The organism is Fructobacillus evanidus, assembly GCF_963580165.1.
GTDB lineage: Bacteria > Bacillota > Bacilli > Lactobacillales > Lactobacillaceae > Fructobacillus > Fructobacillus evanidus.
In genome coordinates this window covers 1-22262 of the sequence record NZ_CAUZLM010000007.1, presented here as the reverse complement: position 1 = coordinate 22262, position 22262 = coordinate 1, and the positions used below count along the sequence as shown (strand labels likewise).

At 47.3% G+C, this 22262-nt stretch carries 20 protein-coding genes and 1 riboswitch; of the genes, 15 read left to right on the top strand and 5 right to left on the bottom strand.

The features are described 5' to 3' along the window. Nucleotides 1–71: 71 nt before the first annotated feature. The 7 genes from polA to ribH all read left to right on the top strand — a co-directional run bounded on the left by polA (nucleotide 72) and on the right by ribH (nucleotide 8579). Nucleotides 72–2762 (top strand): DNA polymerase I, encoded by a 2691-nt coding sequence (polA, locus tag AABI08_RS06190; RefSeq protein WP_338344103.1) that lies wholly within the window; start codon nucleotides 72–74, stop codon nucleotides 2760–2762. Nucleotides 2763–2793: 31 nt separating this feature from the next. Next, a complete protein-coding gene (locus tag AABI08_RS06185; RefSeq protein ID WP_059393450.1) occupies nucleotides 2794–3132 on the top strand; it encodes a MerR family transcriptional regulator in 339 nt (112 codons plus the stop codon). A gap of 143 nt (nucleotides 3133–3275) precedes the next feature. Next, nucleotides 3276–4628, top strand: a complete 1353-nt coding sequence (gene glnA, locus AABI08_RS06180) for a type I glutamate--ammonia ligase (RefSeq protein WP_338344105.1) — start codon at nucleotides 3276–3278, stop codon at nucleotides 4626–4628. 125 nt (nucleotides 4629–4753) lie between these two features. After that, a riboswitch (FMN riboswitch) is annotated at nucleotides 4754–4884 on the top strand. A gap of 153 nt (nucleotides 4885–5037) precedes the next feature. Continuing rightward, nucleotides 5038–6096, top strand: a complete 1059-nt coding sequence (gene ribD, locus AABI08_RS06175) for a bifunctional diaminohydroxyphosphoribosylaminopyrimidine deaminase/5-amino-6-(5-phosphoribosylamino)uracil reductase RibD (protein ID WP_338344106.1) — start codon at nucleotides 5038–5040, stop codon at nucleotides 6094–6096. 1 nt (nucleotide 6097) lies between these two features. Further along, nucleotides 6098–6700: a riboflavin synthase gene (locus AABI08_RS06170; RefSeq protein WP_338344108.1), complete on the top strand. Its 603-nt coding sequence runs from the start codon at nucleotides 6098–6100 to the stop codon at nucleotides 6698–6700. Next, a complete protein-coding gene (gene ribA / locus AABI08_RS06165; RefSeq protein WP_338344121.1) occupies nucleotides 6697–7887 on the top strand; it encodes a GTP cyclohydrolase II in 1191 nt (396 codons plus the stop codon). The genes AABI08_RS06170 and ribA overlap by 4 nt, the downstream gene beginning before the upstream one ends. 215 nt (nucleotides 7888–8102) lie before the next feature. Further along, nucleotides 8103–8579, top strand: a complete 477-nt coding sequence (ribH, locus tag AABI08_RS06160; RefSeq protein WP_338344109.1) for a 6,7-dimethyl-8-ribityllumazine synthase — start codon at nucleotides 8103–8105, stop codon at nucleotides 8577–8579. 90 nt (nucleotides 8580–8669) lie between these two features. On the opposite strand, the gene AABI08_RS08425 is transcribed toward ribH, so the two are convergent. Continuing rightward, a complete protein-coding gene (locus tag AABI08_RS08425; RefSeq protein ID WP_421823472.1) occupies nucleotides 8670–8783 on the bottom strand; it encodes an IS3 family transposase in 114 nt (37 codons plus the stop codon). A gap of 815 nt (nucleotides 8784–9598) precedes the next feature. Here AABI08_RS08425 and AABI08_RS06155 point away from each other — a divergent pair. Genes AABI08_RS06155 through AABI08_RS06145 form a run of 3 tightly spaced genes read left to right on the top strand, consistent with a single transcriptional unit; the run spans nucleotide 9599 to nucleotide 14211 of the window. Continuing rightward, nucleotides 9599–10783, top strand: a complete 1185-nt coding sequence (locus tag AABI08_RS06155; protein ID WP_338344111.1) for a metallophosphoesterase family protein — start codon at nucleotides 9599–9601, stop codon at nucleotides 10781–10783. Then, nucleotides 10773–13178, top strand: coding sequence for an ATP-binding protein (locus tag AABI08_RS06150; RefSeq protein WP_338344113.1), 2406 nt, complete (start codon nucleotides 10773–10775; stop codon nucleotides 13176–13178). Before AABI08_RS06155 ends, AABI08_RS06150 begins: the two co-directional genes overlap by 11 nt. Beyond that, nucleotides 13171–14211 (top strand): 3'-5' exoribonuclease YhaM family protein, encoded by a 1041-nt coding sequence (locus tag AABI08_RS06145; RefSeq protein ID WP_338344114.1) that lies wholly within the window; start codon nucleotides 13171–13173, stop codon nucleotides 14209–14211. Before AABI08_RS06150 ends, AABI08_RS06145 begins: the two co-directional genes overlap by 8 nt. Before the next feature lie 154 nt (nucleotides 14212–14365). Here AABI08_RS06145 and AABI08_RS06140 read toward each other — a convergent pair whose 3' ends face one another. The 3 genes from AABI08_RS06140 to AABI08_RS06130 are packed head-to-tail and all read right to left on the bottom strand — an operon-like array spanning nucleotide 14366 to nucleotide 15986. Further along, nucleotides 14366–15265 carry a peptidylprolyl isomerase gene (locus AABI08_RS06140; RefSeq protein ID WP_338344115.1) on the bottom strand — a complete coding sequence of 300 codons (900 nt, stop codon included), beginning with the start codon at nucleotides 15263–15265 and terminating at the stop codon, nucleotides 14366–14368. A gap of 49 nt (nucleotides 15266–15314) precedes the next feature. Next, nucleotides 15315–15554, bottom strand: a complete 240-nt coding sequence (locus AABI08_RS06135; RefSeq protein ID WP_059393441.1) for a hypothetical protein — start codon at nucleotides 15552–15554, stop codon at nucleotides 15315–15317. Nucleotides 15555–15557: 3 nt separating this feature from the next. Beyond that, the gene (locus AABI08_RS06130) at nucleotides 15558–15986 is read right to left on the bottom strand and encodes an HIT family protein (RefSeq protein WP_059393440.1); all 429 of its coding nucleotides are present in this window, start codon (nucleotides 15984–15986) and stop codon (nucleotides 15558–15560) included. Nucleotides 15987–16082: 96 nt separating this feature from the next. Between AABI08_RS06130 and AABI08_RS06125 the strand changes: the two genes are divergently transcribed. The 3 genes from AABI08_RS06125 to trmB are packed head-to-tail and all read left to right on the top strand — an operon-like array spanning nucleotide 16083 to nucleotide 18748. After that, nucleotides 16083–16793, top strand: coding sequence for an ABC transporter ATP-binding protein (locus tag AABI08_RS06125; protein ID WP_338344122.1), 711 nt, complete (start codon nucleotides 16083–16085; stop codon nucleotides 16791–16793). Then, nucleotides 16790–18076, top strand: a complete 1287-nt coding sequence (locus tag AABI08_RS06120; RefSeq protein WP_338344117.1) for an ABC transporter permease — start codon at nucleotides 16790–16792, stop codon at nucleotides 18074–18076. The genes AABI08_RS06125 and AABI08_RS06120 overlap by 4 nt, the downstream gene beginning before the upstream one ends. A gap of 12 nt (nucleotides 18077–18088) precedes the next feature. Continuing rightward, on the top strand, nucleotides 18089–18748 hold the full coding sequence (gene trmB / locus AABI08_RS06115; RefSeq protein WP_059393438.1) for a tRNA (guanosine(46)-N7)-methyltransferase TrmB: 660 nt from the start codon (nucleotides 18089–18091) through the stop codon (nucleotides 18746–18748). A gap of 194 nt (nucleotides 18749–18942) precedes the next feature. Here the strand turns inward: trmB and AABI08_RS06110 are convergent, their stop codons facing one another. Then, nucleotides 18943–19188: a hypothetical protein gene (locus AABI08_RS06110; protein ID WP_203617831.1), complete on the bottom strand. Its 246-nt coding sequence runs from the start codon at nucleotides 19186–19188 to the stop codon at nucleotides 18943–18945. A 360-nt stretch (nucleotides 19189–19548) separates the two neighbouring features. Here AABI08_RS06110 and AABI08_RS06105 point away from each other — a divergent pair, with 360 nt between their 5' ends. After that, the gene (locus AABI08_RS06105; RefSeq protein ID WP_338344119.1) at nucleotides 19549–20022 is read left to right on the top strand and encodes a hypothetical protein; all 474 of its coding nucleotides are present in this window, start codon (nucleotides 19549–19551) and stop codon (nucleotides 20020–20022) included. Nucleotides 20023–20039: 17 nt separating this feature from the next. Then, entirely contained in the window at nucleotides 20040–22085 is a 2046-nt protein-coding gene (locus AABI08_RS06100; protein WP_338344120.1) for a hypothetical protein, read from the top strand. Nucleotides 22086–22262 lie beyond the last annotated feature (177 nt).

The following is a 22262-nucleotide window of genomic DNA, read 5'->3' as shown; positions in this document are numbered from 1 at the left end:
AAACTAACATTGCTCGCTTCGGCGAGCTTTTTTTGTGCTAAACTACAAACAAGTTAAATAAGGACTAACCAATGACTAAAAAACTACTCTTAATTGATGGGAATTCGCTGGCGTTTCGGGCTTTCTACGCGATGTACCAACAGCTAGACCGAATGGTAACACCGGAAGGATTACACACCAACGCCCTTATGGCTTTTAATAACTTTTTAGAATCAATCGTCTTACCAATGCAACCTGACTTCGCTCTTGTTGCTTGGGATGCCAAATCAGGTAAGGAAACCTTTCGCGGTGACCTCTATGCCGACTATAAGAGTGGTCGGGATAAGACGCCGGTTGAATTTAAGGAACAATTTCCATACCTTCGTGAAATGGTGTTGGCCCATGGCCTTCATAATTACGAACAAAATGGTTTGGAAGCAGACGATATCATTGGAACACTGTCACGGGAAGGAGAAAAAGCGGGTGATGATGTCATCATCATTACTGGAGACCAAGATTTGACGCAGTTGGCCACCGATAAGGTGACTGTGAAAATTACAAAAAAGGGTGTCACTCAGATTGAAGAATACACACCCGCTTATATCCAAGAAAAGTTCGGACTGACACCGGCACAGATTATTGATAAAAAAGCCTTGACTGGTGATACTTCTGATAATTATCCAGGGGTAACAAAGGTTGGTGAAAAGACAGCCTTGAAGCTGTTAACCGAATATCACGACCTGGATAATTTATATGCCCACGTTGACGACATGAAAAAGTCCAAGATGAAGGAAAACTTGATTGCGGATAAGGAAGTTGCCTACCGGGCACAGAAGTTGGCCACCATCATTACGGATGCTGATTTATCAATTTCTTTGGACGACCTGGCCTACAATGGTCCAAAAACCAAGGGCTTGGTTGAACTGTTTGAAAGCTTACATTTCAAATCAGCGTTGGCCAAGCTCAAGGCGCACCAATTGGTTGACCAAGATGACACTTCCGTTGAGGAGGCTGAGTCACAAAGTGCTAATTTCCACCCAGTGAAGGAGTTGGACGAAGCGGCCCTAGCTGATCTTGCCAAGGCAGATACCTTGGCCATCCAAATTGATACGGATGCAGATAATTATCATACGGCTGACATGCTCGCTTTTGCTATCGGTAATGATGATTTGGGGTACTTTGCTAGTCGCGACTTTACCTGGTTTGAAAATCAGACATTACGTGACCTGATTGAAAATCCAGAACAGAAGTTACGCCTCTTCAATGCCAAAGAAGTTTGGGTATTGATGCACCGCTTGGACTTGACGCTTGCTGGAGTCGACTTTGACTTTATGCTTGTTGCCTATCTGCTTGATACGGTTGGTAACGACAACGTCTTATCGACGTTGGCTGCACGCTTTGGATTGTACCTACCAGCCGATGAAGATTTTTATGGCAAGGGTGCCAAGTTTGCTGTACCAACCGATGACCAGGAGGTTTATGATCACCTTGGCCATAAGGCGGAAGCGCTTTATGGCTTACGTGACAAGGCCTTTGAGGAATTGGCTGAGCATAAGCAAACGGCTCTCTACCATGATATCGAGTTGCCATTGTCATTCGTCTTGGCCAAGATGGAAGCCCAGGGATTTGCCGTCAAGGAAGACCGTCTGGAAAAGATGGGCCAGGAACTCGACGAAAAAATCAGCCAACTCAAAGAAGAAATTTACCAGATTGCGGGGGAAGAATTTAACATTAATTCAACCAAGCAGTTAGGAACGTTGCTCTTTGAAAAGATGAACTTGCCAGTGATTAAAAAGACGAAAACCGGTTATTCAACCGCCGTTGAGGTCTTGGAGGAACTGGCACCGCAGGCGCCAATCGTTAGCCATATTCTTGAGTACCGGCAACTTGCGAAGATTAAGTCGACTTATGTTGATGGCCTTTTGGCCGTGGTTGATCAAGCAGACCAGAAGATCCACACCCGGTTCTTACAGACGTTGACTCAGACCGGCCGGTTGTCATCGGTCGATCCAAACCTGCAAAACATTCCGATGCGGACGGAGGAAGGTCGCAAAATTCGCCACGCCTTTGTTCCCAGTCATCCCAATTGGCTGATTTTTGGAGCTGATTACTCGCAGATTGAATTACGAGTTTTGGCCGCCATTACCGGTGATCCAAACATGAAGAAGGCCTTCATGGAAGACGAGGATATTCATGCCGAGACGGCCCGCGCCGTCTTTGGTCTGAAGGCAGATGAGCCAGTTGATGCCAACCATCGAAGGACAGCCAAGGCCGTCAACTTCGGAATTGTTTATGGGATTTCTGATTTTGGCTTATCAAAGAACCTTGGCATTTCGCGCAAGGATGCCAAGTCCTTTATCGAAACCTACTTCAAAGAGTTTCCGAAGATTCATGGTTGGATGGAACAGATTAAGGAGCAGGCCCATAAAGATGGCTTTGTTGAAACAATTGAACATCGCCGTCGCTACCTGCCCGAGATTAATGCCAAAAACTTTAACCGTCGATCATTTGCTGAACGAACAGCGATGAATTCGCCAATCCAAGGTTCGGCGGCTGATATTATCAAAATTGCCATGATTAAGGTTGACCAGGCCTTAACCAAGGAGGGCTTGCAAGCTAAAATGCTGTTGCAGGTTCACGATGAACTGGTCTTTGAATGTCCGAAAGAGGAGTTAGAGCAAGTACGAAAGTTAGTAACCTCCGTGATGGATTCCGCCGTATCTTTGTCCGTACCATTGAAGGTTGAGGACCATGCCGGTCCAACCTGGTACGAAGCCAAGTAAGGTGGTCATCACCAGCTGAAAGGAGTTTTTCATGTCCAGTTCTGAATTGCAACGTAACCGAGCCGTTTTACCGATGTCAACCGTCCGCGAGTTGACCCTGCTAACCGACCGCCAGATTCGTTACTACGAACAGCACGAATTAATCACTCCGAAACGGGGTAAGGGTGGTCAACGGCGTTTTTCTTTAAACGATATTGATCGGCTCTTGCAGATTAAGGACTACCTCGATGCTGGTGACTCCACCGCCGATATTAAAGAACTCTTTGCCAAGGCCGAGCGGAAAAATCAGCAACAGGCCGGCGTTGATAGTAGCCTGCGTCGCTCGTTGCAAGATGAATTTGCTCAAATCGCCCGCTTTAACAATCACTGATTTGGTCACTGACTTGACTGAACAAAATGTATTTTTTGAACCAAGAATGAAAAAATGTTGATCCGTTAGTCAACTTGGCTGGAGAAAGCCTTCAGCCAAGAAAAAAATGTACCCACTATAGCAGCCAAGTAAAGGAGTTTCTAATGGCAAAACCTTCTTACACCAAAGCAGACATTAAGCAAATCGTTCAAGACGAACAAGTTGAATTCATTCGCGTGACATTCACTGACGTTTTGGGCGCTATCAAGAACGTTGAAGTGCCAGTTTCACAACTGGACAAGGTCTTGGACAATGACCTGATGTTCGACGGTTCTTCAATTGAAGGATTCGTTCGGATTAACGAATCTGATATGTACCTCTATCCTGATTTGTCAACGTTCATGATCTTCCCATGGGCGACTGACGAACATGGTGGTAAAGTTGCCCGTTTGATTGCGGACGTGTACTCAAAGGATCGGACACCATTTAAGGGTGATCCACGAATTGCCTTGAAGGATGCCGTTGCCCGTGCCGAAGCCGAAGGATTCACTGCCTTCAACGTTGGTACGGAACCAGAATTCTTCTTGTTCAAGTTGGATGAAAAGGGCGAACCAACCATGGAATTAAATGACCATGGAAACTACTTCGACTTGGCACCATTGGACCGCGGTGAAAACGTTCGTCGTGAAATCGTTTTGACGCTTGAAAAGATGGGCTTTGAAGTTGAAGCTGCCCACCACGAAGTTGCTGCTGGTCAGCACGAAGTTGACTTCAAGTACTCAGACGCCGTTGACATGGCCGACAAGATTCAGACTTTCAAGTTGGTTGTGAAGACGATTGCTCGTAAGAACGGTTACTACGCAACCTTCATGCCAAAGCCTGTTTCAGGTATTAACGGTTCAGGAATGCACACGAACATGTCTTTGTTTGACAAGGACGGTAATGTCTTTGATGGTCACGATGCTGACAAGAACTTGGGCTTGTCTGACACAGCTATGCACTTCTTGGGTGGTGTCTTGAAGCACGCCCCAGCCTTGACTGCCTTGGCTAACCCAACGGTTAACTCATACAAGCGTTTGACTCCTGGTTTTGAAGCCCCAGTTTATGTTGCTTGGTCAGCATCAAACCGTTCACCAATGGTTCGAGTACCAGCCTCACGTGGTTTGGCAACTCGTTTGGAATTGCGTTCAGTTGATCCAACGACAAACCCATATACTGTCTTGGCTGCTATTTTGTCAGCTGGTTTGGATGGTATCGACAACAAGTTGGAACCATCAGCTCACGTTGATAAGAACATCTACTTGATGGATGAAAACGAACGTAAGAAGGCTGGCATCGTGAACTTGCCTGATACGTTGTTGGCTGCCCTTGATGAATTGGCTAATGATGACGTTGTGATCGATGCCATCGGTACACACATTACTGATAAGTTTATTGAAGCTAAGAAGATTGAATATACTTCATACCGTCAATTTGTTTCACAGTGGGAATTGGATAACTACTTCATGAACTACTAATCAATACTTTAAAAACCGGCTGATAGCCGGTTTTTTGAGTGCCTTTGAATAAATCAGTCCTCGTTTTTTCTAATTTTAGGATTGTTTTTCAAAAGTAGGTTGTGCTACACTAAGAAAAAAATAATATAAATCTTCGGGGCAGGGTGTAATTCCCGACCGACGGTGATGGCGCAAGCCTTAGTCCGTGAATCAAGCAATTGATTGATACAGTGAGAATCTGTAACCGACAGTAAAGTCTGGATGGGAGAAGATAAACAAAGAGGGCTTTTTTGGCTAGTTTTTTTGTTGTCCTTTTGGCAACACGAAAACGGGTCTAGGAGTCTTGCTTTGCAGAATCTAATTTCGATTTGCTCCGGTGTGATTTTAAATCACACCGTTTTTTTTATGCCCGGAGTAGATCGGAGTCGAAATGAATGATGAAGGTGGTTTAGCTTGGGCAGTCGCCTTAGCGAAACAGGCGGACCCAAAGGATACGTGGGAAAATCCGCGGGTGGGGGCGGTTATCGTGGACCGTAATGGCCAAGTTTTAGGTCAGGGCTACCATCACCGCTACGGTGACCGCCATGCGGAGGTCGATGCCTTGGCTCAGGTTGAGCCGGGGACTGATTTGAAATCAGCGACCCTCTATGTCAGCTTAGAACCCTGTTGCCAGCAGGGAAAGGTGGGCCCTTGTACAGCAGCGGTGATTGATGCCGGAATCGGCCGAGTGGTAATTGGCAGCCTGGATCCAAATCCGGCGGTCAACGGCCGTGGAGTTGCTATCCTGCAGGCTGCGGGTGTTGAAGTCGATGTGCAAGGGGCTGATGCTGACCGGCAAGCGCTGTTAAATCCCGCTTTTGTCTATTATCACAGGACCGGCAAACCTTATGTGCAGTTGAAGTTAGCCGAGAGTGCCGATTGGCAGGTAGCGACTAAGCAGGGCCAACAAACGAAAATCACGGACCAAGTAGCTGATCAAGCCATCCACGCTTTACGTGGCCGACAAAGTGCAATCTTGATTGGCTCCGAAACGGCGCTAGTTGATCAGCCAGCCTTAACGGTTCGTTCCGTGAAAATTGACCATGACCAACCCTTACGGGTGATTTTGGACCGGCGGGGCAGGTTGCATGAGCAAGTAGCCGCTGGCCAGTGGGCAAAGAGAACGCTGATTTATAGTCAAAACAACGATTTTGTGCGGGGCTTTGACCAAGTACAAGCTTGGTCGGGTGATTTGCAGGAATTGTTGGTTGACCTTGGGCAACGTGGTTGTCAATCGCTGTTAGTCGAAGGCGGGCCAACCATCATCAAGGCCTTCTTAAAGGCCCAGGCTTGGCAGAGTTTTGATTTATATCAAACGTTGAGTCGTTTTGGTTCAAACGGAGTTCAGGGTTTGTCGCCAACGGCAATCGCAGCGGCTGGTGGCCAATTGAAAGCAACCGAGGTTGTTGGCAATGCCATTGATTTTCATTTTGAGCGGGAGGTTCACTAAGATGTTTACAGGAATTGTGGCGGCTGTTGGCCGAATTACGGTGGTGGAAAAAATAGACCGACAAAATTACGCTTACACCATCCAGGGACCAATGGGGTTCTTTGACGACTGTCGGTTGGGAGATTCGATTATGGTTGCCGGTGTTTGCCTGTCAATCGTTGGAAAATCAGACCGGCAGGCGCGCTTTGAGATTATGGCGCCAACGGTTACACAAACAACGTTTGGCAATCTGGCGGTCGGGGACCAGGTTAACCTCGAAAAAAGTTTACCGCTAACTGGTCGATTGGACGGCCATTTTGTTTTGGGTCATGTTGATGGTCGTGGCAAAATTATTAGTCAGACGAAAGTGGGCCAGACCGTTGAGCTGGAAATCGAGGTTGAAGATGAAAGTCTCTGGCCGTATTTGGTTTCCAAGGGCTCGGTCGCACTGGATGGAACTTCGCTGACGATTGTTCGAGTTGCCGGTCCGGTGCTCACTATTGGTCTGATTCCGATCACGCAGGCAAACACAACCTTTGGCACGAAGCAGGTTGGCGATTTCGTCAATGTCGAAACAGATATTTTAGCTAAGTACAGCCAACGGCGGGAGGCCCTCCATGTCTGAAAAAATCAGAAAAGCCATTGCAGCGAGGAGAATTGATTATTGTTCAAGATGATCAAAGCCGTGAAAACGAAGGGGACTTGGTTGGCTTAGCTGCTTTGGCCAGCCCAGCCAAAATTAATCAGGCGTTGTCAATTGGTCGAGGCGTTCTATGCGCGCCAATGACGGCTGAACGGGCGCAAAATCTTGACCTGCCAGAAATGGTCCAGCAGAACAGCGAAAAATTTGGCACACGGTTTACGGTCGCAGTCGATCATGTGGCTACAACGACTGGTGTGTCGGCGAATGATCGGGCACAGACATTAACGGCGCTGGCTAATCTTTCGGCGAAAGCGACTGATTTTGACCGACCGGGCCATATTTTTCCTTTAATAGCAGCAACCGGTGGCTTGAAGGAACGCCAGGGGCATACGGAAGCAGCTGTGGCCCTGGCCGAATTGGCGGGTGTTCCCCCAGTGGCCTATATTATTGAAATTTTGCGAGAGGACGGCACGATGGCCAGGCAAGAGGACCTAGCAAAATTAGCCAAGGACCAGGGATTGGAATATATCAGCATTCGAGACATCCAGGATTATAGTAATCAAGAGAAAGGCACCGAATTGGCTGCAGGACCCAGGGTTACGTTACCAACCCGTTATGGCCAGTTTTTCTTGACTGATTTTATAGCAAGGGGCCAAGAGCGAGAACCAGATTTATTACTTGAAAGCCGCCAACCAGCACAGGACGTGCCACTCGTTCGTGTGCATTCGGAATGCGCTACCGGCGACTTGTTTGGTTCCAAACGCTGTGAGTGTGGGTCACAATTGGAAGCCGCCCTAAGCCAAATCGGACAAGAAGGTGGTGCGGTTGTTTATTTAAGGCAGGAAGGTCGTGGGATTGGTCTGCATGATAAGCTCAAGGCCTATCTTTTGCAGGAAAATGGTTATGACACGGTAGAGGCTAACTTGGCCTTGGGGCACCAGGCTGATGAACGCAATTATGAGCGAGCAGCGCTGATGCTGAAGCAGGCGGGGCTGACGAAAATTCGGCTGTTGACGAATAATTTGGATAAGGTAGCAGCCTTGCGTGCATACGGGATTGATGTGGTTGACCGCGTGCCATTAGAAGTTGGCCAGGCAAATGAGAACACAGCCTACTTGCAGACCAAGGCTGAAAAATTAGGTCAGGTTTTTACTAGCTATCAAATTTAATGGTGTGCAGTTGCGAACGGTGATGACCAGGTAGATTGTTAGCCAAACGGTAAGCAGTTGATGATTGAGGTTGCCGGTAGATTGTTAATCACTCTCAGATTTATTGATGAGTAGTCGATGACGGTGGCGACCTGTCGATAAATTAAACAGCCTTACCCTAAAAATAGTCATTCAAGCAGTTGGTACCCAAAAGTAGAAAAAGGATTAAGAAGACAATGAAGACATACCAAGGAAAGATATTAAGCCAAAGTGAAAAGCCCGTTGCGATTATCGTTTCGGATTTTAATACCGCGATTACGGAACCTCTAGTAGGCGGTGCGGTGACACAATTGCAGCAACAGGGATTAACGGAAGACGAAATGGTGGTGGTCCATGTGCCCGGTGCTTTGGAAATTCCAGCCGTGGCACAAAAGTTGGTTGATAGTGAACGCTTTTCGGGACTGATTTGCCTTGGTGCCGTGATTCAGGGAGAAACCGACCATTACCAAGTGGTCATGAACCAAACGGTTAGTCAGATTGCTAACCTTGCCAGAGTCAGTCCGATTCCGGTGGTCAATGGCGTCCTAACCACCAACACTTTTGACCAGGCGGTACAGCGGTCGGGTGGTAAGGCCGGCAATAAGGGCTTTGAGGTGGCTGGTTCGCTGTTACTTATGCGGTCGTTGTACGAGCAGTTGGAGGCGTTGATATGATATTTATGATGCACATATAGGAATGCAGAGTAAAAAGGTATATGTATAAAAAAATGACCTGTACCCAAAAGTTGAAGTAGATATTTAAATCTAACTGGCCAGTCGCCGATATTCTATCGGTGACTGGACTTTTAGTTTGGTTCGAAAGCGCTCTGTGTTGCAATAATGAATCCAGTTTTCAATGGGCGCTTTAAGCTCTGCTATCCGTTAAATAGGCTTAATTCCGTTTTTAATTTATTGAAAAAGCCTTCCATTGGTGTATATCAAATGCTGTCGCTTGCCGTGACATACTGGGTTTAATACTATTTTGAAGTAATAATTTGTGCTATGAATAAAATGTCGGTATTGCTAACCTTGGTCGGTATGCAAATATGTTTGATAGGCCCCGTCTTGGTAACTGGTAAACTCATTGTTTCACTGGTTCAATGGCAAAAGCTAAATCTGGTCTGGTACTTAATGTGATGGAAGAAATATTGATAAAATTAACGATAAAAAATAAAAATAATTAAAAAATTATTAAACTAAAAATAACTATTTGTTTTTAAAAAAATGTTATAATATATTCGCAACAGTTATTGTTGCAATAAAAAGGACCAATTGCCCTCCCACCATTCACTTAGCCCACTGTAACTTATACATTCGATATTTTCATTTTTACAAATTCGTAGTCTATAGCTCTCATCAACAAATTAAACTCTTAGCAACTTATTGTAATCAAGGTGGGACCCTGCAGTCGCAGGGCTTTTTATTTTTAGATGAATAATAAAAATGATTACACTGGTAACTGAGTGGGTATATAAAAAATAATAATTAAATCATTGGGAAAATTTGAAACACGCTATTGCTAAAACAATCTAGCGACCTCTCAGGCAATGGCGTTCTGCCATTGCCTTTTTCTATGAAAAAATGTGAAAATAGCCGTGGATAGTGGCGCAAGTAGGGGCGCATTTTGTATAATAGAAGATACGAACGCCTGTTCTCTTTGGGCGATTTGATGCAAAGAAAGTGGAAGGAAGACCATGCTTAGTTTTATTCATGCCGGGGATGTTCACCTGGGCAATCCCTTTACCGGGTTGAGCCAAAATCTGAGCCCGGACTTTCAAAAAAATGTGCAATTGGCAACCTTTACGGCGCTGGACCGCTTAGTTGAATTTGCGGTTGATCAAGAGACCGACTTGGTCTTATTCCCAGGTGACCTGTACCACGGTTCCGATAATTCACCACTGATTCAGGAGCGCTTAACAAAGGCTTTGACCCAATTGGACCAGGCTGGTATTTGGTCCGCCATTTCCTTTGGAAACCATGATTTTCAGCAAGGACAGCAGGTTCATCCAACCTGGCCAGACCGAGTTTTGGTTTTTGGCCCAGAAGTTGAAACAAAGACGATCACGACAAAATCAGGAGCGAAGGTCGCTATTTCGGCTTTTTCTTATACGGACCGGCAGCACCGCCAGTCGGCTTTGCCGGATTTTCCGGTTAAGCAGGTGGGGGTTGATTATCACTTGGGGATGTACCACGGCGTGGTTGGCCAGGATGGTGAGAACTATGCGGCCTTTTCATTACCGGACATGGTGGCCAAGGGCTATGATTACTGGGCTCTCGGCCACATTCACGTCCGCCAAATTCTGCACCGTAACCCCGTAGTCGCCTATTCTGGGAACCTTCAGGGCCTCAACCGCAATGAGGATGGCGAAAAGGGTTTTTTCCTGGTTTCCGACCAGGATGGTCAAGGTCTAGTACCGGAATTTTATCCGGTTGCGCCCGTTTTGTGGCAGCGGGTTCAAATCCAAAACTGTCCTGATTTGGCAACTTTGCAGAGCCAGTTAAATGCTTACCACTGGGAACAGCCAACTCTGGTGATACTTGAATTAACGGGGCAGGTTGGTCCGGATATTGAGGCGGCTGCACGTTTTGGGACCTTGCTGGAAAGTCTGCAGGCCAGCCGGAAAAGTGACAGTGACTACTGGCCGGTGAAAGCCCAGATTGTCACAACGGCTGCTAACCAAAAGCGCCCAGCGTTGCCCGCTGATGTTGACCTGCAGGCGGCCATTCGCCAGGTGGTCCAAGCAGACAGCGTCGGTCAGTGGCTTTCAGACCAGGCGCCAACGTTTATCAGAGATTATTTTTATTCAGAAGAGGGCCAGGCCGACTTAGCCGACCGCCTTTACCAGGACTTAGTGGAAGGAGGCCAGGATGAAGATTAAAACGATTCATATTTCTGGTTTTGGCCGCTGGTCGGATTTAACACTGACAGATTTAGCCGACTTTCAGGCCTTTTTTGGTCAAAACGAAGCTGGAAAATCGACCCTCAAGGCCTTTATCTTGGGTGTTTTATTTGGTTACAAGGCCCGAGCTAGCCAAAAATACGAGCCCCGGTCTGGTGCGGCCTATGGTGGCTACCTCGATTTAGAAATCAGCCAGGGGACCTACCGCATTCAACGGATGAACCGAACGCAGTCGGAGTTAACGGTCGTTAACTTGGCGGACGGTCAGGCCCTGGCCGATGGCGAAGGATTTTTGACCCAATTATTTGGGCCGCTTAGTCGAAAAGACTATGAGCAGATTTTTGCTTTCGATGCTAAGGACCTGCAACTAGTCAACCAGTTAACGGGTCCTGATTTGGAAAAGCATTTGTTGACCTACACGCAACCGCGGGCGTCGAAGTGGCTAGCCTGGGCGACAGACCAGCAAAAAGACGGGAGTCAGCTCTTTGCCAAACAAAAAACGGGGAAGCGTCCGCTTAACCTAGCCAGTCAGGCTTACCAACAACGGCAGGAAAGTCGCTTCGATCAAGCGCAATCGCTAAACCAGTACCTTGAAAAGGGCAACCAGGTGGAAGACTTGCAGAAAAAAATTGCGAGTCAAGACCAACAATTGGCAACCATCAAGGAGCAGCTAACAGCGACTCAGGATTTGTTGTCCTATTGGGACCTTTATCAAGAAGCGCTGGCGTTGGAGGTCGCAGGGGCCGATGGGGGCCAGCAGGTCAACCGTCCCCAACAAAAAATTAGCACCGCGGACCAGGACAAGTTACAGCAACTAGCCCTGCAACTTGACTGGCTTAACCAACAGCTAGCGGAGGCGAATGAGCGGCGGGCGAAACTCAAAGATGTTCAACTGGCCAACCTCAACCAGGCCGAAATTGTGGCCGTACTCCAGGAACTGACCGAAACGAGTCAGGCCCTCAAGGGGTTACTTGGCCAAATCCACAGTGCCAACCAGCAGGTCGAAAAGTTTAACCAGCAATTCCAGGGTCAGGCACCAGAACCGCTTGATACCGCTGATTTCCGCCTCCTGCAGGAACGCAACTACTGGTTGGGTGGAGCAGTGGCCAGTGTGGCGCTGTTAGTTGGCGCCTTTGCCTTAGGGCTGGGCCTTCCAGTTGTGGGACTGCCAGTCGTCGCCACGGTGGTCGCGGGTTATTTGGCCAAACGTCACCATGACCGAGTTGCCGAAGTGATGGCCCCCTTTGCGCCATGGGATAAGGAAACGATTGTAGCGGGTCAGTACGATGCCCTGTTGGCTCAAGATGCTAAAAAGCGGTCACGTGACCTGGGCCGCCAGGCTCAGACATTAGCTGGCCAAATCAGTCAACGCTTGAACCAGATTGATGCCAAGCGTTTTGCCCACCTGCAAGAATCAATGGGGGACAATTACCAGGACCTTCTGGCTGCGGTGGACCAGGCTGGTCAATTGTACGGTTTGGATCCGGCTGCTGGCTTAAAGCGCCGAGTAGAAAAGGATCATGCGGCAGACTTGGAGCACCAGCTTTATCAGGAACGAGACCAGGTGCAGGCGCAGTTACAAACGACTTTGCAGGACAACGGTTTGGCCTCGCTTGACCAGCTGTCAGCCGCCTTGGCCAAGCAAAATGACCGGGCTAAGAACGACCAGCGCTTGGCTGATTTATACCAACAGATTGGTGCAGACCGCCGCAAACAATTGGTCAAATATCGAAACCAGCCTGCCTTAGAGCAGGCAGTGGCTGATTTGGCAGAGGACCAAAAGGGCCTCGAATTTGCTAAGGACCAGGCCACCAAGCAGGTCCAAGCCCTGCAAGTTGACCAGGCCGCCTTGGTTTCCGAAAGCCAGTTCCAGGATTTGACCCAGGAAGTGGCCAACCAGGAGGCACGCTTAACTGAGGACTTTGGTCGATACCTAGAGAAGTCGCTCTTGCCAGCCTTGATTCAAAACATTTTTAACGGCCAAGACCAGGACTTAAGTACTCGGGTCCAAGACCAGGCGGGAACGTACCTTCACCGCTTGACCCTAGGGCACTACCAAAAAATGCAAATTACCGAGAAGCAGGTGCAGGTCTTTGACCGAGACAACCAATCCTTTACCTTGGCTGAATTGTCGACCGGGGCAGCGGACCAGGCCTATTTGGCCGTTCGCTTGGCCTTGATTACAAGCTTACAGCTAACAGAGGACCTGCCCATCTTAGTCGATGACGCCTTTGTGAATTTTGATGAGAACCGTCAGGCTGAAGTGCTATCCTTATTACAGGACCTGGCACGTGACCGGCAAGTCCTGTTCTGGACCTTCACCAGTCAAAAAGCAGCCGACCAGGAGATTAATTTAGGAGAGATAAATGGCTAAGTTATTACTGCAGTACCATGAAAATGACGCGGTTGACGCCTTTGCCTTGTTAAAGAAGGCCGACGTTCGCCAAACCAAGACCGGCAAGGATTATCTGGCCTTGACCTTTTCGGACAGGTCGGGTGATATTCCTGGAAACCTTTGGGATGTGACCAAAGAGGGCATTGACCAGTTCCAGGCTGGTCGAGTCGTTAAGGTTACCGGTACCCGGTCAGCCTTTAAGGGTAGCCCACAAATTCAAATCAGTCAGCTCCGCTTGACTGAAGACGGTGAGCCTAGCTCAGCGGCAGACTTTATCAAAAGTGCGCCCGTTAAAAAGGCTGATTTGGAAGCGGAATTAACGGACACAATTTTTAAGATTACCCAGCCAACATGGAACCGCTTGGTTCGTCAATTGTTCAAGAAGTTCCATGATGACTTTATGGAATTTCCGGCGGCCAAGACGAACCACCACGCCTTTGCTCGTGGCTTGGCCTTCCATAGCCTATCAATTGCACGCTTGGCGGATAAGGTGAGCGACCTTTACCCTCAGTTAAATAAGGACTTGTTGTTGGCCGGTGCACTGCTGCACGACTTGGGTAAGGTGATTGAGCTTTCGGGTCCAGCCTCAACGGAATATACCCGGGCCGGTAAGTTGATTGGTCATATCACTTTGATTGACGAGCAACTAGTGTTGGCAGCTAATGAGCTCAAAATGGATTTGAACCAGGAAGATGTTCTGATTTTACGGCACGTTGTGCTGGCTCATCACGGGCTTCTGGAGTACGGATCACCCGTTCGCCCTCAGATGATGGAAGCCGAAATTCTTCATCAGCTGGATGAGATGGACGCCTCAATTCAAATGATGACGGGCGCCATGGAACAAACCGAACCTGGCGAGTTCTCAAAGCGAATTTTCGCTATGGATAATCGAGCATTCTACCGTCCGGAGAGCGTTCAAAGAACAGAAGGACTAACGGATGATGACTTGCCACCACTGCCACCGGAAGACCCGGAAGCGGGTTCGCCAATCGACCCAACGGCGCTGTTTTAAGCCCGAAACGGTGGCGCGTGGCCTTAAGTAAAGCTCAACAAGAGCGGGACTGCGAATACCTGGGCTAACCCAAAGCCCATCCACAATTCAGCCACATCAAAAAAGAGGATTCCGATTGGAATCCTCTTTTCTTTTTTTAATTGTTACTGATTGATTAAACGCCAGCGGTTAAGTAACCTGACAAAGAGTTTTTCAAATCAGAATCCTTGATGCTAACATCATCCTTACGGAGAATCTTACCAACAATCTTTTGAATCTCAGTTGCGTTGTTTGAATCGCTCAAGAAGTCGTTAGTCAACTTATCCTTCAACTTCTGCTCAACCTTGCTTTCGGCTGGCTTACTTGCCATCTTGTCAGTGCGGACAACATAGTAGTTTGAACCAGATGAAGGCTTAACAGGTGATGATGAGTAAGAACCGGCATCCTGGTTAAAGGCGGCCTTACGGATTTCAGAATCAACATTGGTATTTGTTGAATCGAAGGCAGGCAACTGACCGGACTTGTTAACTTGTGTATTCTTTGATGAATATTGCTTGTAAACGTCATCCCATGAAGTACCGTTGTTCAAGGAATCGATGGCCTGTTGAGCGGTATCTTGGTCCTTTGCCGTAATCAAAGAAATCGTCGTCTCAGGGACGTAGTTGTTATAGGCGTCGTTCAACTTATCCTTTGAAATCTTGTAGTTAGCCTTAACTGCTGCATTCATCACAAGCTTTTCGCGCAGTGATTCTTTGTACTGAGTGTCCGTCAACCCTGACTGAGTCAACATAGTAGCAAATGAATCACCATATTGAGCCTTGGCTGTTGTGTAAGCGTTGGTTACGTCTGATTTTGAAACTTGTGATCCGTAATGCTTTTCCAAGACCTTATCAATCACCATTTGGGCGAAGACTTGCTTACCAGCAGACGAGGATTTTACCTTGTCGTAGTATTCTTCTTGGGTGATTTTACCGGCATCGGTCGTGGCCAATGTCTTCGAAGTGGACAAACCGAGGTAGGCAACGCCAGCAACAAAGACGATGACGATGAATCCCCAGATAACTTTGCGGTGCATAAAATTAGTTTCCTTCCGAGTTGAAATAATTGATACAAAGACTATTCTATCACAGTTTTGAATCGTTCGACTGCGTTGCCTTCATTTTTTCTTGAACTTCCTTGATTCGATCGAGGTGAACTTGGTTTTCATATTGGGTACGCTTGGCTGCCCGCTGTAATTCTGCCAAATCAGCTTGGTTTGCCTCGAGCGCTTGCGTTAAGACGGTGACTTGCTTTTTTGCACGCTGACTGAGGCGCAAAATCGTCTTGAATTCCGTGATGGTTGCTTTTACTCGTGCAAATGCCATGGCTTACTCCAGTTCTTTCTTAATATTTTGAGCGAGTTCCTCGTAGCGACTTTCATCGTACTGGTCAGAATTGTCAATCGTTGGTGCTAGGGCATCGTTGAGACCGTCACCATCGCGACGGGGAATCAGGTGCCAGTGCGAATGGATGACGGTTTGACCAGCTGAAGGACCATTGTTGGATGAGATATTGATACCGGTAATGGTCTTATCGGCAGCCTTGATGGCGCGAGCCAAGACCGGCAACTTCAACAAAACCTTTTGAGCGATGTCATCATCGTAGGCGAAGATGTCATCGACGTGCTTTTTGGGAATTAAGAGCGTGTGACCAGGGGTAACCTGGGAAATATCCAAAAAGGCGAGTAAGTCGTCGTCTTCATAGACTTTATAAGAAGGAATTTCTCCTGCGATGATTTTGTCAAAGATATCTGCCATAATGGCCTCCTTTTTCCTGTATTGCTTTATTTTCTATTATAGCAAAATTCAGGCAAAACAACCGTTCTCAGACTAGAACCTGGTATAATAATGGCTATGGGACTATCAATTACAAAATTATATGGTGGCTATGCTGGCCAGGATGTCTTAAAAGACGTTTCCATCACGGTGCCCGATGGGCAAATCGTCGCCTTAATCGGCTTAAATGGAGCCGGAAAGTCGACAACCTTCAAGCATATTATTAGGGAACGACCAATTCGAGCAGGAAAGGTGGTTTTGAACGAGGTGGACCTCGTCCAGAATCCAACCGCCTTTAAGGAGCAGTTGGCCTATATTCCAGAACAGCCAATCCTTTATGACGAGTTGACTCTGGCGGAACATATTCATCTCATGTTGGCCAGTCATGGTCTTGACGACCAGGCACATTGGCATCAGGCGATGACCTTGTTGGCAACATTCCGCTTGGATGATAAGTTGCACTGGTTGCCTAAGCATTTTTCCAAGGGCATGCAGCAAAAGGTGATGTTAGTGGCAGCTTTCAGTCTCGAAGCACCATTAATGGTCATCGATGAGCCATTCCTTGGTCTAGATGTTTTGGCCCAAAAGGCTTTGGTCCAACTAATGGAAGACCGAACCAAGGCGGGTGGCGCAATCCTTTTGACGACACATTTGCTGTCCTCGGCGGCAGCCTTTGTTGATCAATTTGTCTGGCTGGACCAGGGCGAGGTTCGCGAGCAGGCAAGCCCCGAAGAATTGGCGGCCGAACACCAGATATCCTTAGCTGAAATGGATGAACTCTTTTCATGACGGCTGACAGTAAGAAACTTGACTTAAACCGGCTCTACAAAGACCGGTCAGCGGCTACGAATCGGCAAAATCAGCGTTACCTTCGCCTGCTGTTTAACGATCATTTTGTCGTCTTTCTTCTTATTGTAATAGGGGCGGCCATCTTGGCCTTTCAATCATTAGCCAAGAAGTCCCTGGAAACGCCAATTGCTTTTTTACCATCCTATTGGCAGATGGGTCTGATTTTCTGGTTGGTATTAGGACAACAGTTTGGCTCCTTTGTGACTTACCTCAAACCAGCCGACAGGGTCTTTCTCTCAGCCAGTGATGACTTCCTGACGAAGACCTACCTTAACCAGGCTTGGCGTCGGTCCTTCATCTTGGCTACCGGTTGGCAGATTGCTTTTCTTGGCCTTGCCTGGCCAGTGATGAATATTGTCGGTCTTGGTAATCCTGTTGATTGGTCGCTATCCTTGCTTACCTTAGTGGCAAGTAAGGCCTTCATGCTTGTTCAGGCCCTTGACCGTCATGAGCGGGGGAATACCTGGACCGGATTTGACCAAACTCGAGCAAGTTGGCTAATTCGCCTTGCCATGCCATTTGTTTTGGTCTTGGCGATTGTTTTGCTACCTGATCCATGGCGACTTTGGGTTTTGTCGGGATTAACGGTGATTCTAGCAGCGGTTGCAGTGACTTGGTTTTTGCAACACCAAAAGGCGCAGCGTGCGATTGATTGGCATGTCGCTTTGACAACGAGTCAGCGGCACAGTCAGGCAGTCAGGCAGTTTTACGGCCTCTTTGCTCAGGTACCCAATCAGGGTGCCGTGGTCAAACGACGGGCCTACCTGGATAACTTGCTTGGCCGGTTCTCCTTTCAAAAGGAGCCGATGCGTCGGTTGTTCTGGATTAAGCTCCTGCGCGGTGGGGACGAGCTCGTCTTAGTTCTTCGGCTGGTTGTAGTTGGGCTGATTTTACTGGTGGCTTTGCCCAAGGATAGCTATTACCTGCAAGCGGCGGGGATGGCGGTGTTGGTCTACTTAATCAACTTTCAGTTGCTGCCGGTCTTTGAAAAGACGCGGGCGGTGCTGTGGTCTCGGTTAGCCTTTGCGGATAAAAATCAGCAAGAAAAAACCTTCTTAGTTGTCCTGGCCGAAATCACTAGTACCGTGATTGGCTTGACCTTCTTGCTGATGTTGCTGATAGCGGGTCCTGCGGCTGCCTTAGCTGTTTTGGCAGGCGGTCTACTTTTAGCCTTAGTTCTTTATGGACTTTGGCTGCCAAAAACTTTACACAAAAAGAATTAAAAGGAAATACTTATGCATTTACGTTCAAAACCATGGGCCAAACCTTGGCTTGAAGCTCACACTGATTTGGTCATTGACCAGGAACACGCACAAAAGTTGCGCGGCCACTGGCAAGAAATTTTTGACCAAGACCAACCAATCCATGTTGAAATCGGTTCCGGAAAGGGTCAATTCATTATGGAAATGGCCAAGAAGAATCCGCATATCAACTATATTGGGATGGAAATTCAAGAAACGGCCGTGGCGATTGCTGCCCGCAAGTCTTTTGAGGCCGTTGGCATTTTGCCAAACCTGCGTTACCTTTACGGTAATGGTTCAGGAGTGGAAACTTATTTTGAGAAGGGCGAAATCCAAAAGATTTACCTGAACTTCTCTGATCCATGGCCAAAGTCACGACATGAAAGCCGTCGTTTGACTTATAAGACCTTCTTGTCTTCTTACCGAGCAGTTTTGCCAGAGGGTGGGGAAGTCGAATTCAAGACTGATAACCGCCATCTGTTCGAGTATTCTTTGGTTTCTTTCATGGACTTTGGAATGCGCTGGACGCCAGAAGACTATACCTTGGACTTGCATGCTGATGCTGACAAGGTTGAAGGCAACGTTGAAACGGAGTATGAACAGAAGTTCATGGCCCTGGGACAACCAATCTATAAGGTGAAGGCTCACTTTTAAAGACGTTCTAAAAAACGACCGAGAGGTCGTTTTTTTATTGTCTTGAGAATGTTTGGGTGTGGAATGGATAGGTTCGGAGCCAGCAACGCCTGACGGCAAAACAAAAAATCCTCTTATCAACTTTGACTGGGAAGCATAGTAACGCGACCAATCAATTTGCTGGTAAGAGGATTTTTCTGTGGGGAGGTTTCCTTTTAAAGGAAGTTTCTGGTGTTGCGGAAACCGTCGATTGCAAGCTTGGCCGAAAGTTGGTCGGGGAAGCGTTGGACGTGGAGGTTAACGATGTCGGAGTTAGCAAACAGCTCGACTCGCTGAACAAGGTAGTGGGGGGTGTCAACGCCAGTTGTTAGCGAAACGATGTCACCGCGACGGGGAGTGATGGGCAGTTGAACGTCAGTTTCGACGCGGGCTGAGGCCATAATAAAGTTGTATTGAACCATGGGCAATTTCCTTTCGCGAATTTGATGGTTGTGTACGAATGACTGATTTCCTACTAATATTTTATTGAAATTTCACCAGAAAGTAAATCAGATCGGCCGAGGCAGAGATGAAATTGTGCTTTTGGCTTAGTCAACTCTTATTGTATACCTTCGACTTATAAATGCAACAATTGTTTGTTCTTGATTAGTAAGATTGCTTAGTTTTTAACAGTGTGGTTTTTATTAGAAAATAATTGTATAATCGACACCAGTACGACACATTATTCTAAAATACTGTTGCGTACCTTTTGTTGCGAACCGGATTGGTGAAAATTAATATGACTGTGGTTAAGTTTAGAATCAGAGGGGGACAATTAAACAATGAGTAATACTAAGAAAATTATTGGACTGGCAGCCGCGACGGCTGCTCTGGCAGGAGTTGCTGCTTCAAATACGACAGCGCATGCCGATGACACCACCACCCAGGGGACGTCAGCTGCTAGCTCCGGTCAGACAGGAACATCGACGCAAACAAAGGCGCAGGCGCAGGCGCAGGCTGCTGTTGATACCCAGCAAAAAGTGGTGGACTCTGACCAGCAAGCTGTTGATTCCCAACAGGCTACTGTGAATAGTGCCCAACAGAATCTGAACAGCACCACGGCTGCCACAGCAACTGCCAATTCCGCTTTGGCGACGGCTAAGCAGGGAAGTCTTACCTCTGATCAGCAATCACAGGTTGCAACCGATAACCAATCTCTTGCAACAGCTAAGGCAAGCCTGGCACAAAATCAGTCAGCCTTGACACCGGCACAGCAGACGTTGCAAACGAATAACCAGACTGTAACTAGACTGTAACTGATTTGCAAAACAAATTGGCTAACACACCAAAGACTGTTGATGGTACAAGCGTAGCAACACCCACGGCTGATGATGGTGGCATAAGTAAAGGTGAGACGAATGGTACGATTAATTCGCAACAACAATTGCCATTGACATTGGTTAAGCCGGCTAATGTGGACCAAACAGCGAACAATGATAGTTTTTATGGTTGGTATACTGTCGGAGATGGTGACACATCAGCTAAGTTTGACGTGACTAATCAGGCACAATTGCAAGAATTACGTCAGTATGCGATGACCATTGTTAATTCTGGTCGTGCATCATTTGGGGTCAATCCGGTTAGTTCTTATGCACAGTTGGATACCAATATGCAGAAGGAAACGCAATTGCGTTATCAAGACCCAAAGGTAAAAAGTGGCTATCCTCACTATATGAATATTGATTATTTGAAGGGGATTGGTTTTATACCAAGCACTTATTCACAGGACTTTAGCACTTCTGGGGACTCAAGCCAAAATCCAACAACCATGTTACAGGCAAAGGTTTGGATTTTAAACGTTATTACCGCCATGGTCTATCAAGACGGATCCAACCAATGGGGACACCGCGATTCCTTGATGGGTATTACAGATGATTTGAAGCCAACAGCTGAATCTGCTAATCAGGGTATTGCGATTAATTTTAGTTTAAGCCCAATTAATGGTCAGGTTGAACAACTATACGATGTTTATGCTATCAATAGTGCTTCGCAACAGGCTTTGCTGGGACAACAGACAAAGTCTGCTAATGATACGACGGTAGATCCTTCGATTTATGTTGCTTCATCGACAAGTTCTACTAGCTCGCTATCAACAAGTGCCGCTACTACCTCAGCCGTTACGACGGATAGTGTCGATGAAACGGAGGAGCTTGGTGCCAGCGAGGTTGCTGATACAGCAACACAGGTGACAAATCCAACTTATACTGATTTGCAAAACCAAATTATCTTGGCCCAACAGGCGAAGGCTAATGCGCAGACAGCTGTTGATAATTTGAATAGCACGATTGCTAGCCTTAACCAGCAGATTTCTGATTTACAAAATAAAATTAAATCTGAGAGCAATGGTACAGTTGACGAGGCAGATGTTGCTGCTAAGCAAAAAGATTTGGAGACTGCTCAGTCAAATCAGGCTCAGGCACAGTCAACGTTGGATGCTGCTCAAAGTAAGTTAACTGATCTGCAAAAGCAATTGAGCACTGATACTGATGATTTGAAGTCGAAGCAGGCATTGCTGTCGCAGATTGAAGCGATTAGTAATACGCAACAGCCAACATCATCAACAACTAGTCAAGCACCAACAACGAGTGGAACGACGAGTGAGGGTTCAACGACAAGCGCCGCAAGTCAAACACCAACAACGAGTGGAACGACGAGCGAAGGCTCAACGACAAGCGCCGCAAGTCAAACACCAACAACGAGTGGAACGACGAGCGAAGGCTCAACGACAAGCGCCGCAAGTCAAACACCAACAATGAGTGGAACGACGAGCGAAGGCTCAACGACAAGTGCCGCAAGTCAAACACCAACAACGAGTGGAACGACGAGCGAAGGCTCAACGACAAGCGCCGCAAGTCAAACACCAACAACGAGTGGAACGGCGAGCGAGGGCTCAACGACAAGCGAAGCAAGTCAAACGCCATCAACGAGTGGAACGACCAACGGCGGTACGTCAACCACAGGCGGAACAACCAGTGGTGACACATCAACTACCGGCGGGGCAACTACCACGCCAACAAGCGGTGACACGACCGCAGCTGCAAGTACTCAGGGCACAACAGCAGCAACTTCAGCAGGTGATACGACGGCGGATGCAAGCGGTCAAGGTACAGCAGTAGCAGCCTCAAATGGTGCTACAACAGTGGCTGCAAGTGCTCAGGATGCAACAGCAACCCCAGTAGCAACAACTCGGGTTGCAAAGAATAGTTCGGTATTGCCAGCTACTGGTCAACGTAACCATGGTAACCAAAGTGTTCTAGCACTCGTATTTGCTGGTATTTTGGCAATCTTCGGGGTGACTAGCAAGAAAACCCGCGAATAAAAATAACAAGTTCTTCATTGTTTTTAACTGAAGCCAAAGGTTTTTAGAACCTTTGGCTTTTTTATGTGGCAGATTCTATAATTAATTCGAACGATAATTGAAAAACAAAAAACCCAAAGAATTCTTTACAATGGTAGTTGCTAGACAAACCATGAGGAGAAATTCTTTGAGCTATTC

Coding starts and splice junctions, on each gene's coding strand:
- AABI08_RS06130 (WP_059393440.1), bottom strand. CDS start 15,986: ATGGCAGATATCTTTGACAAAATCATCGCAGGAGAAATTCCTTCTTAT.
- glnA (WP_338344105.1), top strand. CDS start 3,276: ATGGCAAAACCTTCTTACACCAAAGCAGACATTAAGCAAATCGTTCAA.
- AABI08_RS06185 (WP_059393450.1), top strand. CDS start 2,794: ATGTCCAGTTCTGAATTGCAACGTAACCGAGCCGTTTTACCGATGTCA.
- AABI08_RS06170 (WP_338344108.1), top strand. CDS start 6,098: ATGTTTACAGGAATTGTGGCGGCTGTTGGCCGAATTACGGTGGTGGAA.
- AABI08_RS06105 (WP_338344119.1), top strand. CDS start 19,549: ATGAGTAATACTAAGAAAATTATTGGACTGGCAGCCGCGACGGCTGCT.
- ribH (WP_338344109.1), top strand. CDS start 8,103: ATGAAGACATACCAAGGAAAGATATTAAGCCAAAGTGAAAAGCCCGTT.
- AABI08_RS06140 (WP_338344115.1), bottom strand. CDS start 15,265: ATGCACCGCAAAGTTATCTGGGGATTCATCGTCATCGTCTTTGTTGCT.
- ribD (WP_338344106.1), top strand. CDS start 5,038: ATGAATGATGAAGGTGGTTTAGCTTGGGCAGTCGCCTTAGCGAAACAG.
- polA (WP_338344103.1), top strand. CDS start 72: ATGACTAAAAAACTACTCTTAATTGATGGGAATTCGCTGGCGTTTCGG.
- trmB (WP_059393438.1), top strand. CDS start 18,089: ATGCATTTACGTTCAAAACCATGGGCCAAACCTTGGCTTGAAGCTCAC.
- AABI08_RS06135 (WP_059393441.1), bottom strand. CDS start 15,554: ATGGCATTTGCACGAGTAAAAGCAACCATCACGGAATTCAAGACGATT.
- AABI08_RS06155 (WP_338344111.1), top strand. CDS start 9,599: ATGCTTAGTTTTATTCATGCCGGGGATGTTCACCTGGGCAATCCCTTT.
- AABI08_RS06125 (WP_338344122.1), top strand. CDS start 16,083: ATGGGACTATCAATTACAAAATTATATGGTGGCTATGCTGGCCAGGAT.
- AABI08_RS06110 (WP_203617831.1), bottom strand. CDS start 19,188: ATGGTTCAATACAACTTTATTATGGCCTCAGCCCGCGTCGAAACTGAC.
- AABI08_RS06145 (WP_338344114.1), top strand. CDS start 13,171: ATGGCTAAGTTATTACTGCAGTACCATGAAAATGACGCGGTTGACGCC.
- AABI08_RS06120 (WP_338344117.1), top strand. CDS start 16,790: ATGACGGCTGACAGTAAGAAACTTGACTTAAACCGGCTCTACAAAGAC.
- AABI08_RS06150 (WP_338344113.1), top strand. CDS start 10,773: ATGAAGATTAAAACGATTCATATTTCTGGTTTTGGCCGCTGGTCGGAT.